The following is an 18311-nucleotide window of genomic DNA, read 5'->3' on the forward strand; positions in this document are numbered from 1 at the left end:
TCTCTTAATTGAATAAAAAATCCATTTTTAAACATGATGTTTTTCAGCTGTTTGTTTTATTAATGTTTGCAGTTCACCTGTTTGGAACATTTCAATCATAATATCACAGCCTCCCACAAGTTCCCCTTCAACCCATAACTGTGGAAATGTAGGCCAATTTGCATAGTTTGGTAATTCAGCGCGAATATCTGGATTTTGTAAAATATCAACATACGCAAAAGGCTCACCACATTGAGATAATACTTGTACTGCTTGTGCTGAAAAACCACAACTCGGTAATTTAGGCGAGCCTTTCATATACAGAATAATAGGATTTTCTGCAATTTGTTTTTTTATCTTATCAAGTGTTGTCATTTCAGTTGTCATAACGATTTATTCCTTGTTATTTAATAGTTACGTTAACCCATATTTTAACTTAGAATTAAAGCTAGTTATACCATCACCCTTTTAGTTGACGTAATGATAACCTCAATTTTCATCCATTGTTGGTAAGTTACATCAGTAAACAACGGATATATGACTAGATAAATTACTTTAAATTCAGTGAGTAACATCAGTTTATTTTGCATTAAACAAAGCCAAACAAATAAATAAAAGGCTTAACCTATTAGTGTAATAAATGCTTTCATTAATAGCTAAATCTCACTAGTAATGACTTTTTTGTCAATCATCTATTTTGATTTAATTTATTTAACACAAATAATCAAAACATTAATTTTAGCAAGTTGCCTCAGCCCTTTTACAAATTGGCACAATATAGTATGCTACTTACATTTACAGTAACTAACATTCAATTCAAAAAACATCGTGCATCCAATTATCTTAACTTTACGTAAAGTCTTTTATAGTAGTAATCTACTTTTCAGTATTCGTATGTTAATCAGTTTAACAGGTTCAACCTTGGTTCCTTGGTACTTAGGCTATGTGTCGTATGTCATTCCTTTAACACTGGGTGTTGTGGCAGCAGGATTATCCGAAATTGATACACGTTTACTAAGCCGATGTATAAATATTTTATTAACGTTAGTGTGTTTTGCGGTTGCTACTTTTTCTGTTGAGCTATTATTTAATATTCCACTTCTATTCATTATAGGATTAATGAGTTCAACATTTATTTTCATTATGCTTGGTTCTTTGGGGCAACGATATGGCGTTATTGCTTTTGGATCGTTATTAATCGCAGCCTATACCATGTTAGGACATAATTTATTTGATGATAATTACACGCTACCTTGTTATTTATTACTCGGCGCTTTATGGTATAACATTGTTTCTTTGATTGAATCGCTCATTCAGCCAATTCGAACTACTCAACAAACTATTTCAACTTGTTTTGTTAAATTAAGTCATTACCTCGATGCTAAAGCGGCGATGTTTGATCCGGATGAAACTCATGAATTTAAAAGTCAAACATTAGAATTAACCGAATGTAACAATCAATTAATCAATGTGTTTAATCAAGCAAAACACGCTCTTTTTAATCGATTAAAAGCTTATCAAGGTCAATCATATGTGAAGAAAATGCTCAGTTATTACTTTGTGGCTCAAGATATTCATGAGCGAGCAAGCTCTTCACATGGTGATTATCAAGCGCTAAGTCAACATTTTAAACATAGTGATATTTTATTTCGCTTTGCACGAATTTTGAATTTACAAGCAAAAGCATGTGCCAAATTAGCCGTTTCCATTAAAATGAATCAAACTTATCAGCATGATTCATTATTTGCTCGTCATTTTTCATATTTAGAAGAAGCTATAACCCATTATCAAGCTAAAAATAAAACGGAAGCCTTACTGGTTAAATCCCTACAAAATCTTTATCAAAATTTGTTATCTATCGACTTATTATTAGCAAATATTGATAATGAACAACATCTTTCAAAAGACAAAGAAAATAATGAATTAATTGATGAGGAACTCACAAGTTTCTATGATATTTTTACTAAAATTAAACATAATTTAACTCTCAAGTCTTCCCTTTTTCGTCATGCAATACGTATGAGTATTGTCCTGTTTGTTGGCTATATCATTATTTATTTTTCTAATCTTTCTCATGGTTATTGGATTATCCTTACCAGTCTTTTTGTTTGCCAACCAAACTATTCAACGACTAAATATCGACTAAAATTACGTATCATTGGTACTATATTAGGTATTATTGTTGGCATTCCGTTAACCTACCTATTTCCAAGCATCATTGAACAGTTAATTTTAATCATCATAACTGGTTGGCTATTTTTCTTATTTAAAAATTCTCAATATGCTTACGCTACCGCATTTATTACATTATTAGTCTTTTTTAGTTTCAGTTTAATTGGCGAAAATAGTGTAGAAGTTGCTATTTTACGAATTATAGCAACATTGATAGGCTGTTTTATTGCTTGGTTTGCTGTTAGTTTTATTTGGCCAGACTGGAAATTTAGAAATTTAACCAAACTAGTTGATCGTGTTTGCCATGATGATAGTCACTATCTGGCGCTTATTGGAAGTCAATATTTAACGGGTAAAACCAATGACCCAAAATATCGATTAGCAAGACGCGCCGCTCACGATAGTAATGCAGATCTATCGACATTGATTAGCCTGATGACAAAAGAACCTCATGTAAATCGAAACGTGATTGAACAGGGTTTTCGTTTATTAACGCTTAATCACACCTTAATCAGCTATCTTTCAACCTTAGGTTCGCACCGTGATAAGATCATTGCTCGAGATACATTGGATCTATTTGATGATCTATCTGTCTATATCATCAATCTTTTAAACGATAAAAAACTCGATGAAAATGCACAAGTCATGAAAAAAACGATTTCAAATTATATTGAAACCATTTCCATTAATGACGAACAAAACACTAATGATCTTTTGGTTTTACAGCAACTAGCATTGATTTTGGACATTCTACCTGAATTCATTCATTTAGTGGTTCAGTTAGAAGATCCAACCAACTGATTGCTTAGAAAATTTAGATGTTTGAGGATCATTGATGAATCTGGTCAAAATTAATTATATTCTCAAACATCTAATAAAAATTTTTGGTATGCTTCAAGGTAATTTTAATGACTAAATGGATTTTCTTTACCAATGTAAACTAATGGATTGGTAAAATTCTTTAATTTATCAGCATCAATTTCAAATCCAAATATAAAATCGGATTCAAAATAAGGACCACTATCTTCAATAGTGTGATCAGGGCTAATAATCGCTATAGCATTCAACTCATTTAATGCAAATGACTTGAGTTGTTTCGAATCTTTGTCGAACACATAGACAAAATCTGAATCTGATAAGCCTGATTTAGCGATAAATATTTCATAATCCCTACCTTCAATACGGTAGTAATTATTTTTATATTCTGCACTTACTGGATCGGTATGATTTTGCTCTGCACGACTTAAGAAGAAAGCGCCAATTGAACGACCACCATGATTAAGTAAATCATCAGTAACAGAGATAAATGCAAAACGTTTTTTTTCTCCTAAATAATCAATATATTTTAATTTATGCAATTCAATATTTTTAGTTATTTGTTTATCATCAGATAGATTTGAAGCTGGGGTAGCTTTTGCATAACACACAAAACTTGACAGTGTAACAACAACTAAAACACCTATTTTTCTAAATGATTTTTTAATACAACTCATACTCCATCCTTGATTATGCGGATATTTAAGTTTATAGGATTAAACTTTATTTTTTATAAAATTATTATTAAACTGTCTAAATACCAAACAATCTAATAAACATATAATAAAACTTTTTGATACCAAAAATAATTGTATTTAATTTTTGGCAATTATACTCTTATTTATATGACAATAACTCAAAAAAATAAAAAAAACTGAAGAGTAAATTTTTAATATTCTATATTTTACCTTTTCAGTTTGAAAATTATCTTACTGATTTAATGAATTTTATAAATATATTATGACTATAAAATATTTTGATTGTATTACATCAATTTAATAGTCTGTTAAGTCATATCCAATAAAATCTTGGTGATTATTATTTTTATTTCACTGGTAATACAAGTTTATTAAGACAAATTACTATTCCAGGTTGTCGAGTTCACGGTTTTAGCACATTTAGAGTGCCTTCCTAATACATTTATTTTTATTGTCATTCTTTCAAATACCAACAAACTTTGGTTAAAGTTTAACTGGATATCATCTTGTAAGTCCCATTTAATGACGATTATCACATTTCAATGCTATCCCTTCCTTTTCAGGCACAATAAAATGAAGTTCATCACAGTAAAATGAGAACCATTCAAAGCCAAATACCACTGGCGGTAACGCTTTGAATAGTCGTCCTGCCCATTGGAGTTTGTCTCTACTATCTGTATGAAAATTATTTAATTTAGCAAACATGCCAAGTTCGCCATGATCTAAGTGCTTTTTAAAAATCGTGTGACCTTTATTATCCAAGACTTGTAGTTCTCTTATAGAAGTATCCATATCCGACCCAACAAGATCCTGAACATAAAACGTCATATCATTAGCGTTAGCCATATAGCTTTTTATTAAATTTTTGTCATCACCATAAATTTTATTTGATAATTTATCTGATCCTGTATCCGGATAATTTGCATTTGGAATTAACCGCCAATCAAGTGGTGTAAGTTGTTCTTGTGCAAAAGGATTATCTTTTGTTATGGAAACCAATAAATCATAATCTGAACGAAACCTTGGCAATAATTCTTGCGGTAAGTCGAATCCAATTCGATAATCTTCCGTATCATAAGGAGGCAAACGATCGGATCTAAAAAAATCTAATATCGCCGTTGCTTCCATAGATAAAATTGGATAGGAGTAGAGTTGATTGTTTGTGTAATCATAAATCCAAAAATACGCATCTTCTGCAATCCCTGCCATTTTCATAAACAATTTACGTTCTTTGTCGGTTAATGTATATTTTTTTGGGGTTAGATTGGCAGGTAGTATTTTCTTGTCAGCATCGGGTGGTAAAGTTTCCGATAACGATACATGAAAAAATATCCTATCAGGGTCGAGATATTCGACGCTCTCCACATTATATATCTCGACATCTTTTATTACTTTTATGTTCGATTCAGAAGTTTCAGATTTATCCGAATTGGTGTTGGTGCTGCAATTGCTGAGTAATAACAATGTGATAAAACTCATCAGTAATAAATATAACTGCTTTTTCATTTTATTTCCTATGCACTTTTTATAAGACAACGTTATGCTACTGGTTGTCTGATTCTCTGTTTAAGCACATTGAGTGTGCCTTCCTGTTACAGGTATTTTTATTATACCTTTTACTAACAATAAGGCACTTGTGTTAATTTTTACAAGATAATGTCTTGAAAGTTTCATTTAATGGCGATTATCCCCTTTGGTGTTATTTCGTCATTGTAAGGAAAATAAAATCGAAGTCTTCACAGCTAAATGCGAACTATTCAAAGCAAAATACCATTAAAGGTAAATCTTTAAATAGTTGCTCTCCCCATTGGTATTTTTTAATTTAATTTTCTTTACTCTGTGCTTTTAGCCATGCGATTTCTTGTGACCAAATATCCGGATCGATAGTTTCGAGAATCAGCGGGATTTCATCAATTCTTGGATCTTGCATAATATATTTAAAAGCCGTTTCACCTATGTTCCCTTTTCCTAAACTGTTATGGCGGTCAACATGGCTAGCAAGTTCACTTTTGGCATCGTTTAAATGCATGCCTCGTAAATATTTAAAACCAACAATTTTTTCAAATTCGGCGAACGTTTCTTGACAGGCTTTTTCAGTACGTAAATCATAACCAGCAGCAAAGGCATGACAAGTATCGATACAGACACCAACGCGAGTTTTATCTTCCACTTGGTCAATAATTTGTGCCAAATGTTCAAATTTATAACCTAAATTAGAGCCTTGACCTGCGGTATTTTCAATTACGGCAACCACATTGTTAGTTTTATCTAACGTAATATTAATAGATTGAGCAATTCGGCTGAGGCATTCATCAACAGATATCTGTTTTAAATGACTACCCGGGTGGAAATTAAGTAACGTTAATCCGAGTTGCTCACAACGCTGCATTTCATCTAAAAAGGCGGTGCGTGATTTTTCAAGTTGTTCACTATCCGGATGACCTAAATTGATAAGATAACTATCATGTGGCAATATCTGTTTACTAGTAAAGCCGTATTTTTCACAGCGCTTTTTAAAGCTATCAATCATAGCGCTTTCAAGTGGCTTTGCATGCCATTGACGTTGATTTTTGGTGAATAGCGCAAAAGCAGTTGCGCCAATTTGATAAGCATTGATTGGGGCGTTATCGACCCCACCAGAAGCGCTGACATGCGCGCCAACATATTTCATACTTTTGAATCCTGATAATTGTGTTAAAAAAGGAATTTATAATTAGTTTGAACCACTATTACGTTGCAACTGATCACGTAAGTTAGGTGGTACACCTTTTATCACTAAAGAATCGGTTTGCGGATCCCATTTAATTCGTTCACCAAGGAGATCGGAATCAAAGCTCAATGTTAACCCCCCGCCACTTCCTGAGAATTTTTTAAGTTGGCGCAAAGCACTACGATCAACGGGAAACGTTTCTTCCAAATCGTAATCACTGTTTTTAACAAATTCCATAAAATTGTTATCACCATTAGTTGGTAATTCATTGGCAAGATTTTTAAGCTCAATTTCTTCACCTGCTTGCAATTGAGCTTGGCAATAATTGTAAACATTTTCACGTGCGTGAACTTTGTCTTGTTTATCAAATTGCATTTCTTGACAATAATCATCAACCGCTTTCACTAAAGTTTTATTTTGTGCTTTAGCATCTAACCCTTCGCTTGCACCTAAGTAATCCATAAAAAAGTCTGATACTTTACGCCCTACTCTTCCTTTTAAAAAGGTCAAATAACGTTTAGAATCATTAGCTGTTTCCCATTCAGTGATATCGATTCGAGCGATAATATCAGCGTGATCAATATCTAAATATTGTGTTTCAGATATATCAAGTTGTTCATTGACTAACATGCTCGAACAACTATTTAAAACAGCAATGATAAGATACTCTACCGCTAAATAACGGTAATGACAAAAAACGACTGTGCCGCCTTCAGCAAAAGGGTATTTAGCAAGTTCATTGCGTAACTGTTTAGTGGATTCTTGACTAAAATGTAAAAAATCTTGGTTGCCAAGCCGTAATTCTTTAAGTGACTGTTCAAATAAACTTTCTTCGTTGAACAGACCGTATGCTTTACTTTTATTATTATAAATACGATTTATATCTTCAATTAAATTAACCACAGCTTGCTGATTACTTAGCATCGAGTCACGCAATTGTAGTTCAATTTCGGTATCGCTTTTTCTAATTAATTTATGCAAGATAACTTTTTCTATTTGTACACTCATTAGGGATTCCTATTTGGATCGCAATATTAAATTATGGTATATTTTACCAAAGCACTGAAAAAGTGCTATCAACAAATGAAAACCTGTTTGACTTATATGAGATAAACATTTCAAAATCGGCAATAACATCTTATCTACTTAAGCTTTTTTACTATTTAAAGCTACAATAGATGACAGTGATTCGCTTTCTAAAAATTTTTTTGGCATTAATTGAATATTAATTTTAAATTTTGGTTTGATAAATCTTCAAAGTAACGAATATTGCTAATTCAACTAGCAAACGTCACTGACTTTAAATAATATATCAAACTATATTGTAAACAAATAACCTTTAAAAAAACCTTATGTGGTAATAACAACTATGGCTCACTCCAAAGATATTTATAATGATTTCAGAAATAAAAAAATCAGTTCATTATTTTGGCAATATGCATTACCGGCCGTAATAGGAACTATTGTTAATACGTTGTATAACATTATTGATGGTATTTTTATCGGTCATTGGATTGGGCGTGAAGCTCTCAGTGCCGCTGGGCTTATTTTGCCAGTCATGAATTTTGCGGCAGGAATAGGTATGTTAGTTGGAATTGGTTCTGCCAGCCGAATATCAATTTTTTTAGGGCGAGGCGAAAATGATCAGGCAGAAAAAGTTGCCGGTACCTCTTTTATGTTAACTGCGCTATTGAGTGGTTTAACATTATCATTATTGCTTTATTTTGTTGATCCCGTTTTACGTTTTGTGGGGTCTAGTCCCGTCAATCACACCTATGCTAGAGAATTTTTAGAAGTCTTTTTACCCGGCAGTATCTTCCTAACATTGACGTTTAACTATAACAATATGATGCGTGCCAGTGGTTATCCGTTTAAAGCGATGGTAACGATGTTTGTCAGCGTTATTGCTAATATAATTTTAGCGCCAATCTTTATCATTGGTTTGGGTTGGGGTATGCGTGGTGCTGCCCTAGCAACGACGCTATCTATGTTGATAAGTTTTCTGTTTGTCATGCAGCATTTTATTAGTAAAAACAGCAATATTAAATTGTATCTACGGAATTTCAGACTCAATTTGAAAATTGTCAAAGCGATCTTATCTATCGGGATGTCACCCTTTGCTATGCAAATTGCCGCTTCCGTTGTGGTTGTGTTTATCAACTGGCAACTCAATCACTATGCACCATTAGCCCATGAATCAAGCGATGATGCTATAGCTGCTTATTCAAATGCAAATCGACTTATTACCTTAATTATCATGATAGTTATCGGCATCAATCAAGGTATGCAACCTATAATTGGTTACAATTATGGTTCTAAAAATTACGCAAGAGTAAAAGCTACGTTTTTTTATGCCGTAAAAGTTGCAACGGTGGTCACTTCAATTGGATTTGTTCTTGGATTCTTTATTCCTGATACATTAGTTAAAGCCTTCAGTTCCGAACAAGATTTAGTTTCATTATCAGCAATAGCGCTTCGTTACACTACACTATCCTTTGCTTTTGTTGGTTTTCAAATGGTCACAACAAGCTTTTTCCAATGTATAGGTATGGCAAAGATTTCAATTTTACTAAGTCTATCAAGACAAATTTTAATTCTGTTACCCGCCCTCTATATATTACCGTTATTCTTCGGTTTTGATGGCGTTTGGGCTGCATCACCAACAGCGGATCTCTTATCTACTGGGACAGCTTATATAGTGCTTTATTGCTATTTTAAATCAATTAGAAATAGAGATTGTTCCTTAAGACTAAATGAATAGTTTTAATTTTTATTTAACCATTAAAAAGCATCACTTTGTCAAAAGTGATAAAATTGACTAGATAAACAATAAACTTATGACCTATTAAGTAATTACTTTAAAAATTTAGTTATTTTTTTCAGAATGATACTTTTAAGTCAAAAAAAAAGCAGTACTTTTAGTACTGCTTTAAACTTAGTTAGCTATATAAAAAATGTTAGAATGAATAAATTAAACCTAGTTGTCCACCAACTTGTGAATACTTATCAGAACCAAAGCGTCCATCAAGTTGAGCATAAGCGCTTAGCGATTTTGTAAAATTACCACTCACACCTGCTTTAAACTCTGCGAAATTTTTACCCAGATCGGCATCGACATGTTTACCTTTAACTTTAGCTTCTGGTGATGTTGAATCATAAATCCAGTTCGCTTCAACAAATGGTAATATACCTGTAGTCGATTTTGTATTTTGTGCATATAAACGTGCACCTAAGCGTAATTGTGCGCCGTCAGCATTGATATTATCCACTTTTCCAGTTCGACCCAAATTAAATTTATCGCTGTCTTGCCAGGTATAACCAACTTGAGCATGTGGTTCAAATAGCCAATTTGTTTCTTCTCCTTGAAGAGCAATCAAACCATAACCCATTTCGGCAGATAAGCTAAATGCATTGCCATCATACTTACTAGAATAGTTTCTTACATTTGATAAATGTACAGAAGTCTTATGTTTGAACCAGCTATATTGTGCCCAAGTATCGACATAAAGCCCTTCACCATTTGTCTGAGCATTCCAATGACCATACACACCTAAATTATAGCCGTTAACAGTTCCATCACCTTTACGTTGACTATGTTTTTGTTTGGTATCAATTGAACTGTGACCGTAACCACCATAAACACCAACTTTTAATTGATCTGTGCTTAGTACATCAACACCCATTTCTATTACTGATGTTTTGATTTTTACTGACTGTTTGCCATTAAACATATCTGTGCGAGTACGATGATACTTATAACGCATCCAGACATCTGAATCCGGAACATAAATAGCTGCATCACGATCATGTGCACTTTGACGGAACATATTTGACGCGGCTAATTGGTTAGCAAAAACAGAAGCAACAACTGGTGATTTTTTTATATTTGATAATGCACTAGTATATTCAATGGTTAATTTACCATCTTCATCTCGTCCAATAGTATAATCAATTTCACTATCTTTCTTCTCAATTACATTCCAAATCGCTTCATCTTCACCTTCAACATCAACAAACTGGATTTTTCCGTCATCAACATCGCCATTACCAATTTCAGTAATATCAATATTGGTTTTACCTGAAGCATCACCTTTAATAACAAGTTTATCTGACTGACCGTTTTCGGTATCCAGATAAACATTTAGTCTACCATCATCGCCGTAGTAATCGCCATTTACTGTTAATACAGTATCTGCAGAGTTTTCACCTAAATCGACAGTACCACCATTGACTAGATTTCCAATTGTTTGGTCATGATCTCTTAAATTTAGCGAACCATTTTTACCAATATTGTAATCAGATTTCTCACTGAAGACATTTTTGGCATTTGCATTCCAAGATCCACCTGTTATATTGGTGTTTCCTTCATAAGTATGTTTACCACTAATAAAGTTATCACCAGAGATTACATTGACATTGCCTTTTCCATTTGCTTTGCTATCAATATCCCAGCCTACTTGATAATCATTATTAGTATGATTGAAATTAAGTTCACCCGCTGGTAATGATGGATCTTGATTTACAAAATGGATAGCTGGCACATCAACCGTTCCCGCTTTTTGTGGTGCTTCATTTGGTTTACCACCAATATTTAATTTACCGCCCTCATTGATGGTTATACCTTCACTTTTGCTTTTGTCGTTTTCAGTTGTGGCTATTTTGGCATCATTAGAGACCGTGATTTCACTTTTGTTACCAATGAATATATCCTTAACCACATTCAATTCAGAATCAGTTCCATCAATAAATACTTTACCGCCATTTCTAACGACTAAAGTACCGTTGACCTTATCACCAATATTGGCTTTAGCACCATTTAAAATATTCAGCTCAGCATGACCTGTATTTGTATTTTTTTCTGGCCCTACACGCATAGTGGCCGCTTTTAATGTTGAATCCTTACCTATAACATTAAAAATTGCGGTACCATTTGCATATCCAAGTAATAAAGTATTTTTTGCATCAAATAAGCCGCCCTCTATTACGTCAACTTTGGCATTACCATTAGAACCAACAATTACTTGAATATTTGCATCTTGAATAAATGCGCTTCCTTTACCTTTCACTGTTAGGGTAGTATTAGAACCAGCTTCACTTCCTATACTTGGCGAAGCCCAAGCAGTATTTGTGAAAGTACCACCATTTGTGATTAATACATTCGCATCACCACCTTGGAAGCCAAAATAAGCAACACCTTGAGCATTAGTAAGATGTCCATTATCAAGAATTAATTCACCTGAATTTCCTGCGCCTCTACCAACTAAAATTCTTGATAACGATAGTGTACCGCCATCACTAATCGTTAGACTTCCTTTTCCATTTGACCCTGACCCTAATGAATATTCATCATCGGTTATTTGACCACTTTGAATTGTGCCAGTACCATCACCTTTGATTGTTTCATTCGAATTAATATGTATTGATGCAGCAAGTGCACTTTCAGACATAGCAGCTGTAAGCAAGATAGCCGCAGCAATTTTACTTACTGAAGATTTTGTTTTGCCTTTGGCTAGTTCTGATACAGCCAAGCTTATTCCTTGTCTATTTTTTAATACCTTGTATATCTTATTCATTTGTTATGATTTCCTTCATTTTAACGATATTTAAAAAAGCTAATGATATTTTACTAGCTTTTGTAAAAAAATATTATTGATCGGATATAGTGATCAATCAATACCCCATTTATCGAAAATTTCTAACAAATAATGTAATTTTATTTTAATTTATTGTTTTTATTGTTAATTGATAGTTAATTACGTGACAATTATTTAGTGTTTTTTTCGCTAAATTTACAATTCAACCTTGAAAATATGATAACAATTTAATTGTCTTTCTATTTTTTATATAATGTTGTTTATATGTAATAAATTCGTCATTTAATAGAATTTGCAATCGAGTATTAATCTCCTAAGAAAAATTAATTTAGTCTGCTTTCATTATAGAGTCATTGATCAATTTTAGTTGCAACCTAAAGTAGATAAGGAAATACCATATGTTTTACAAACAATTAATCATTTTTAGATTATTTTTACTAGTCTGAAATTAAGGGAAATAATGATCTTTCTTCTTGATTTCGAAGAAAGATTTATTTTGAAGAGGATTTTCACAGGTACCTGATTAAGCACCTGATTTTATGTTAGTAATTGACCAAATTAATATTAGATTTGAGATGAAAATAGTTGATCGGTTTGCTGGTCAATGTAAGCTTGATTGACAAGTATTCCATCACTCACACCTTCAACTTGAGGACCTTTATCCGTATGTTTTAACATTTGTTTCGTAATCGTTAAGACACTTTTTTGCTGGCATTTTGGACATTGGCAATATTCATAATTTAGAAGAGACACGCTTTCGCCTGTTGTGGTAACAATATCCTTAGTATCCTTATGAAAATCCACATTTGCTAAAGCATTGGCATAACTGCCTACTCGGCTATTATTAATATTGTCTTCTAATTCTTCATTAGACAAGGAATAGAAAAAATATTTTTTGTACCAAGTTTGGCAATCTTCACAAAAGGCTTTTTCTATAAATAAAGACGCTAAAATTGGGCAAAAGAAGCCTATGAATTCAACCAGATAAACGCCAGCTAATAACATTCCTGAAATTGAACCTTTTGATGAGCTACCTTTAGTAATGGTGATTTCACGATAAGGCATAATATCATCAATTAATATTGTTATGGTATCAATAGGCGATAAAAACAGTGAAATCCAATCTGACAGATAGTTAGTGCTAAATAACAAAACTTCGAAAGTAACCAAGTTTGAATAATAGGCAAACAAACAGATTAAAAAAGTCATTAAAATATTGATTTTAACGTTACGGATCTTCGCTAATTGAGATAAATGACTTTGCAGTAAGACTATCACATAATACATCCCCACAAGAAGACCGACATCAATAAGAATTAATGGAGAAAAACGAGAGATTAAGGCATATACTACGCCGAGTATAATAGCCACAAAAATACCAAGCAAAGTTAAAACAATCGTAGAGCCCAGATTGAATTTATTTGAAAATTGATAGTGTTCAGTTGAGGTGTTCATTATTTTTTCCTTATATTTATAGATATAATCTACTTTGATTATTTCAACAGAAAAATTGAATAATTTATTTTATTGACAGTAAGTAAAACCGTCATTATTTTCATAAAACATATCAAAGCTTATTTTTTGAAGCGGCGTATTTTAATATGAGTAAAAGGAAAGAAAAAGGGGTTTTTTTAATTGTTAAAATCGAACTATTTTTAAACTCATTAACTTCTCAATATTTTGATAATAAAATCAATTGATATTGAGAAGAATTACGTTGTTATATCTAATTAATAAAATTATTCGATATTTTGTACTTGTTCTCGAATTTGTTCTATTAAAACTTTTAATTCGATGGCACTTGCCGTGACATCGGCATTAATGGATTTTGAGGCAATGGTATTCGATTCGCGGTTAAATTCTTGCATCATAAAATCAAGTCGACGTCCAATGGCTTCATTTTTTTTCAAAATTGCATAAGTTTCTTTAACGTGTGTCATCAAACGATCAAGCTCTTCAGCAACATCAATACGTTGAGCCATCATGACAATTTCTTGTTCTAACCTTGAGCTATCTAATTCGATATTGGCTTCAGCTAATTTATTTTGTAGACGCTCTTTTTGCCATTCCAAAATTTGTGGCATCCATTGACGAATTTTTTCAACTTGTTCGGTTATTCCCTCAAGTCGTTGGATGATAAGATCACGTAATGCTTTGCCTTCTCGCTCACGCACAGCAATAAATTCATCAATTGTCGAATCTAATAAAGCTAAAAGTTCTTGTGATATGGTGTCTAAATTTTGCTCTTTAGCTGATAACACACCTGGCCAACGTAAGACATCAATAGGATTCACTTCACCAGATTTGTGCTCTGACTGAATCCAATTAGCTGCATTTAAAATTTGCTTAGCAAGATCTTGATTTAAAGATAATTCTTGATGTTGTGCAGCAGGATCCAATTCAAAACGCAAATGGCATTCAATTTTACCCCGCGTTAAACGATGACGAAGCCGTTCACGAATAATAGGCTCAAGTGAGCGAAACTGTTCAGGCAAACGGATGTAAGTTTCTAAATAACGTTGGTTGACCGAACGAAGCTCCCAAGAAGCGGTCCCCCATGGTTGATTTACTTCTTTTCTGGCATAAGCGGTCATACTGGAAATCATAATGGCTTCCTAAAATTTGTAAAAAACTTGCTGGGCATTGTATCACAAATTCTGTATAATGCGCTCTTAGCTTAGGCTAAACATCAACCTTTTCTTGTTGATGTCCTCCTAAATGGTAAATTCAAAACGATTTTTAAATATAATTGCTGGAGAAATGCATGCGCCCGTCAGGTCGATCTGCGGAACAAGTCCGCCCTATCAAAATTACCCGTCATTACACTAAGCATGCAGAAGGTTCTGTATTAGTTGAGTTTGGTGAAACAAAAGTACTGTGTAATGCAACTGTCGATGAAAGTGTTCCTCGTTTTTTAAAAGGTCAAAATCAGGGTTGGGTCACGGCTGAATATGGTATGTTGCCACGAGCCACTAATTCGAGAACACAACGTGAAGCGGCAAAAGGTAAACAGACAGGTCGCACGATGGAAATTCAACGATTAATTGCTCGTTCATTAAGAGCAATGATAGATCTTAAACTTTTAGGCGAATATACCATTACCTTAGACTGCGATGTCATTCAAGCTGACGGTGGTACAAGAACAGCTTCAATTACTGGCGCGTGTGTAGCCCTAAATGATGCGATCAATAAAATGATTGCCGAAGGTAAAGTAAAACAAAATCCGATTAAATCATTGGTCGCTGCTGTGTCTGTCGGTATTGTCGATGGTCAACCGGTATGTGATTTAGAATATATTGAAGATTCTAATGCTGAAACTGATATGAATGTAGTAATGACTGATGACGGACGAATTATTGAAGTTCAAGGAACTGCCGAAGGTGAACCTTTTAGTCATGACGAATTATTAAAATTATTAGAATTAGCTAAAAATGGCATTGCAACCATTATTGATGCACAAAGACAGGCCTTAAAAGATTAATTGGAGAGGATCGATGAAATCATACAAAAGTGAATTTATTGAATTTGCTTTAAATCGGCAAGCATTGAAATTTGGCGAATTCACCTTAAAATCAGGTCGAAAAAGTCCTTATTTTTTTAATGCGGGTTTGTTTAACACCGGTAAAGATTTAGCCCTTTTAGGTCGCTTTTACGCTGCTGCTTTATTAGATGCCAAGCTTGAATATGACGTAATTTTTGGCCCTGCTTATAAGGGGATTCCGATTGTATCATCAACTGTCGTTGCATTATCTGAACATCACAACGTTGATGTACCCTACTGCTTTAATCGTAAAGAGGCAAAAGATCATGGTGAAGGAGGTAACTTGGTCGGTAGTTCGATTTACGAACAACGTGTTATGCTAGTGGACGATGTTATTACAGCCGGAACCGCGATACGTGAATCAATGCGAATATTGGAAGATAATAAATCAAAATTAGCTGGCGTATTAATCTGCTTAGACCGACAAGAAAAAGGTCGTGCCGATCTTTCTGCAATTCAAGAAATTAAACAAACTTATCATTGCGAAGTGATTTCAATTATTACGCTTGATGATTTGATCCAATATCTTTATCAAGATCCAACCAGACAAGATCAAGTTAAACTAGTTGAAGCCTATCGTGCGCAATATGGTATAAACTAAAGTAAACTTTTACACAATCATCAAATAAAATAAAAGCGTTGAAAAACGCTTTTACATCTTTTTAGAATCCCATACATTTTTTAGACATTTAATCTGCTTTTTATCTATAATCTAGACTAGATTTATTTAGCCTTTTATTAGCAATACAACAAGTATTTTTATAAACAAATAAACATTAACTAAGGATAAAAAGATGAAAAAAACAATTTTATTTGCCATGTTACTCAATATTGGTATCGCCTTTAATAGTCATGCTGCTAACTCAGTTACTCAAGAATTGAATGTTAATAATACTTATTTGCAATTACAAGAATTAAAATATGGCAAAAATTTAATACCTGTAGGAGAAGTTGAAGCTAAAATTTCTGAAACCGTCATATTAAAACCTGACACGGTACAATTTTCTGTAACTTTATTAACTGACGCCGCATCACCCAACGATGCCTCAGATCGCAATGTAACGACAATCAAACAATTTAAAGATGAATTAGTGAAATTAGGCTTAACTGAAGACAATTTAGAGACAATTGGTTATCAAAACAATGTGAGAGAGATAAATCAAGAAAATAGTCAAGAAAATTCAAAATATCAAGCAAATATGAATATTGTTATAAAGATTGATAATAACGATAGTTTTGTTGATCTCAATAAAATATTAGATAAATATGATATTAATGATATTCATCAAGTAAAAAGTGATAAAGTTAAGAATCTCTATGCTTTCAATATTCGCGAAACAGCCCAAACTTTAAATAAAGCCAAAGATAATCTTTATAAAAAATATTCGACCATTACCGATGAATTAAAAAAACTTCAATTAACTGATTTCACCATAACCAATTCAGATACGGATAAAATATCACCGGAAAGAATTACAGTAAAACAATATTACGTTCGGCATAATCTTATGGTCAAAACAACTAAGCTTGAACTTATTGGTAAAATTATTGCTAAAGCTCAAGAATTAAAAATGGTCGTCAATGATGATACTCATTACAGTGTTTCGAAAGAAGCTGTTCAAAAAGCAATTGAAGAACATGAAGCAATATTATTAGCTAAACTTAAAAATAAAGTTGAACGACTACTGGCAAAACAATATCTGTTAGGTGCTCCTAAACAGCTTAATATAACCGGTGGAGAATTTGATCTGGAATCAGAATACAGAGACGCTCGACGTTATGCGAACAGATTGTATGCTGATGGATACGTGAAGGAGGATGTTAATATTTATGCACCAACAGATTACAGAGTAAAATTGGTTTTATCGGGTACTTTTGAAACACTTAAACCTATACAATAAACTTTTAAGATAAATCTATCATCAATTGAACACGCTCTCCTTAGTTAGCTTTTTAACTAAAAGCTAAATAGTCGGAGAGCGTTTAAACCCAAATACACTTACCATTTTATTTATAATTTAAAGTATTTATTGTACAAATAGTTTACTAAATCAATCATCCATATTTTCAAGCTACTCTTTTAAAACTTCGATTCATTTAGAATGGCTCTGCACATAAAATTTAGCATTGTCGTAATGGTAGATAATTTTCGAAAAATCGAATGGTTCTCCTGCTGATGTATAAAATATCTCTTCAACACATAACGCCGGATCGCCTGCTTGTAAGCCCAAGTATTCTGCTATTTCAGCGTCTAATTTTATCGCTTTAAAATATTTATCTGAAAAACCAATGCTAATTTTACAGATATCTTTCACATAACTAAATATTGAATGCTCAGCAATTTCTTTATTCAAATATGACACCAGTTTTTTGCGATAATAAGATTGTTCAAACCCATATATTTTACCATCAACATATCGCAATCGTTTGACGTAGTAGACTTGTTCACCCTCACAACATCTTAAATTTTCTTTCACTTTTTTATCTGGTTCCACAATATCAACATTAAATACTTGCGATGCTCCAGGAAGATCATTCAAATCCACACTAAACCCATGACTTTCTAAAAAATTGAGATAGCCACTTTTTTTGGGCTGTCTAACAAAAATACCACTTCCTTGTATTTGATAGATGACTCCGTGTCGTTCAAGTCGATTTAATGCTTTAATAATGGTCGTTCGACTTACTTGAAACTGATTAATCAATCCTTCAATATTTGGTAACTGAGTATCTTTGGGTAATTTTTGCTGACAAATAGCTTGTTGAATTTTATCGGCAACGTCCTGATATTTCAGCATTTA

The 18311-nt window shown here is 33.0% G+C and carries 14 protein-coding genes; 5 read left to right on the forward strand and 9 right to left on the reverse strand.

Annotated elements, in window-relative coordinates; translation table 11 throughout:
- Window positions 1-27 precede the first annotated feature (27 nt).
- The gene (locus ACKJXD_RS00510) at window positions 28-354 is read right to left on the reverse strand and encodes a Grx4 family monothiol glutaredoxin (protein ID WP_220217295.1); all 327 of its coding nucleotides are present in this window, start codon (window positions 352-354) and stop codon (window positions 28-30) included.
- A 453-nt stretch (window positions 355-807) separates the two neighbouring features.
- On the opposite strand from ACKJXD_RS00510, the gene yccS reads away from it, so the two are divergent.
- Complete coding sequence (gene yccS / locus ACKJXD_RS00515) at window positions 808-2952, forward strand: YccS family putative transporter (RefSeq protein WP_430875224.1); 2145 nt, start codon at window positions 808-810, stop codon at window positions 2950-2952.
- Between the two features lie 104 nt (window positions 2953-3056).
- Here the strand turns inward: yccS and ACKJXD_RS00520 are convergent, their stop codons facing one another.
- The 4 genes from ACKJXD_RS00520 to yejK form a co-directional block, all read right to left on the reverse strand.
- Window positions 3057-3644 (reverse strand): hypothetical protein, encoded by a 588-nt coding sequence (locus tag ACKJXD_RS00520; RefSeq protein ID WP_430875225.1) that lies wholly within the window; start codon window positions 3642-3644, stop codon window positions 3057-3059.
- A gap of 540 nt (window positions 3645-4184) precedes the next feature.
- Window positions 4185-5171, reverse strand: a complete 987-nt coding sequence (locus ACKJXD_RS00525; RefSeq protein ID WP_430875226.1) for a hypothetical protein — start codon at window positions 5169-5171, stop codon at window positions 4185-4187.
- 316 nt (window positions 5172-5487) lie between these two features.
- The gene (gene nfo / locus ACKJXD_RS00530; protein WP_430875227.1) at window positions 5488-6336 is read right to left on the reverse strand and encodes a deoxyribonuclease IV; all 849 of its coding nucleotides are present in this window, start codon (window positions 6334-6336) and stop codon (window positions 5488-5490) included.
- A gap of 42 nt (window positions 6337-6378) precedes the next feature.
- Entirely contained in the window at window positions 6379-7383 is a 1005-nt protein-coding gene (yejK, locus tag ACKJXD_RS00535; protein WP_220215276.1) for a nucleoid-associated protein YejK, read from the reverse strand.
- A 361-nt stretch (window positions 7384-7744) separates the two neighbouring features.
- On the opposite strand from yejK, the gene ACKJXD_RS00540 reads away from it, so the two are divergent.
- Entirely contained in the window at window positions 7745-9136 is a 1392-nt protein-coding gene (locus ACKJXD_RS00540) for an MATE family efflux transporter (RefSeq protein WP_220215277.1), read from the forward strand.
- Between the two features lie 196 nt (window positions 9137-9332).
- Here the strand turns inward: ACKJXD_RS00540 and ACKJXD_RS00545 are convergent, their stop codons facing one another.
- The 3 genes from ACKJXD_RS00545 to ACKJXD_RS00555 form a co-directional block, all read right to left on the reverse strand.
- A complete protein-coding gene (locus ACKJXD_RS00545) occupies window positions 9333-11948 on the reverse strand; it encodes an autotransporter outer membrane beta-barrel domain-containing protein (RefSeq protein ID WP_430875228.1) in 2616 nt (871 codons plus the stop codon).
- A gap of 585 nt (window positions 11949-12533) precedes the next feature.
- Window positions 12534-13424: a hypothetical protein gene (locus tag ACKJXD_RS00550; protein WP_430875229.1), complete on the reverse strand. Its 891-nt coding sequence runs from the start codon at window positions 13422-13424 to the stop codon at window positions 12534-12536.
- A gap of 284 nt (window positions 13425-13708) precedes the next feature.
- Window positions 13709-14575 carry a YicC/YloC family endoribonuclease gene (locus ACKJXD_RS00555; protein ID WP_220215280.1) on the reverse strand — a complete coding sequence of 289 codons (867 nt, stop codon included), beginning with the start codon at window positions 14573-14575 and terminating at the stop codon, window positions 13709-13711.
- A 158-nt stretch (window positions 14576-14733) separates the two neighbouring features.
- Here ACKJXD_RS00555 and rph point away from each other — a divergent pair, with 158 nt between their 5' ends.
- The 3 genes from rph to ACKJXD_RS00570 all read left to right on the forward strand — a co-directional run bounded on the left by rph (window position 14734) and on the right by ACKJXD_RS00570 (window position 17411).
- Window positions 14734-15450 carry a ribonuclease PH gene (gene rph / locus ACKJXD_RS00560; protein WP_220215281.1) on the forward strand — a complete coding sequence of 239 codons (717 nt, stop codon included), beginning with the start codon at window positions 14734-14736 and terminating at the stop codon, window positions 15448-15450.
- Between the two features lie 13 nt (window positions 15451-15463).
- Window positions 15464-16111, forward strand: a complete 648-nt coding sequence (gene pyrE / locus ACKJXD_RS00565) for an orotate phosphoribosyltransferase (RefSeq protein WP_294826029.1) — start codon at window positions 15464-15466, stop codon at window positions 16109-16111.
- Between the two features lie 193 nt (window positions 16112-16304).
- Window positions 16305-17411: an SIMPL domain-containing protein gene (locus ACKJXD_RS00570; RefSeq protein WP_430875230.1), complete on the forward strand. Its 1107-nt coding sequence runs from the start codon at window positions 16305-16307 to the stop codon at window positions 17409-17411.
- Between the two features lie 192 nt (window positions 17412-17603).
- Here ACKJXD_RS00570 and ACKJXD_RS00575 read toward each other — a convergent pair whose 3' ends face one another.
- Window positions 17604-18308, reverse strand: coding sequence for a GntR family transcriptional regulator (locus tag ACKJXD_RS00575; protein WP_220215284.1), 705 nt, complete (start codon window positions 18306-18308; stop codon window positions 17604-17606).
- Between the last annotated feature and the right edge of the window lie 3 nt (window positions 18309-18311).

Source organism: Gilliamella sp. G0441 (assembly GCF_050589305.1).
Lineage (GTDB): Bacteria > Pseudomonadota > Gammaproteobacteria > Enterobacterales > Orbaceae > Gilliamella.

Bases quoted from the DNA above. Each gene is read 5' to 3' on its own strand.
- pyrE (WP_294826029.1), top strand. From the start codon at position 15,464: ATGAAATCATACAAAAGTGAATTTATTGAATTTGCTTTAAATCGGCAA.
- ACKJXD_RS00545 (WP_430875228.1), bottom strand. From the start codon at position 11,948: ATGAATAAGATATACAAGGTATTAAAAAATAGACAAGGAATAAGCTTG.
- yejK (WP_220215276.1), bottom strand. From the start codon at position 7,383: ATGAGTGTACAAATAGAAAAAGTTATCTTGCATAAATTAATTAGAAAA.
- ACKJXD_RS00540 (WP_220215277.1), top strand. From the start codon at position 7,745: ATGGCTCACTCCAAAGATATTTATAATGATTTCAGAAATAAAAAAATC.
- ACKJXD_RS00510 (WP_220217295.1), bottom strand. From the start codon at position 354: ATGACAACACTTGATAAGATAAAAAAACAAATTGCAGAAAATCCTATT.
- nfo (WP_430875227.1), bottom strand. From the start codon at position 6,336: ATGAAATATGTTGGCGCGCATGTCAGCGCTTCTGGTGGGGTCGATAAC.
- ACKJXD_RS00520 (WP_430875225.1), bottom strand. From the start codon at position 3,644: ATGAGTTGTATTAAAAAATCATTTAGAAAAATAGGTGTTTTAGTTGTT.
- ACKJXD_RS00570 (WP_430875230.1), top strand. From the start codon at position 16,305: ATGAAAAAAACAATTTTATTTGCCATGTTACTCAATATTGGTATCGCC.
- ACKJXD_RS00555 (WP_220215280.1), bottom strand. From the start codon at position 14,575: ATGATTTCCAGTATGACCGCTTATGCCAGAAAAGAAGTAAATCAACCA.
- ACKJXD_RS00550 (WP_430875229.1), bottom strand. From the start codon at position 13,424: ATGAACACCTCAACTGAACACTATCAATTTTCAAATAAATTCAATCTG.
- ACKJXD_RS00525 (WP_430875226.1), bottom strand. From the start codon at position 5,171: ATGAAAAAGCAGTTATATTTATTACTGATGAGTTTTATCACATTGTTA.
- ACKJXD_RS00575 (WP_220215284.1), bottom strand. From the start codon at position 18,308: ATGCTGAAATATCAGGACGTTGCCGATAAAATTCAACAAGCTATTTGT.
- rph (WP_220215281.1), top strand. From the start codon at position 14,734: ATGCGCCCGTCAGGTCGATCTGCGGAACAAGTCCGCCCTATCAAAATT.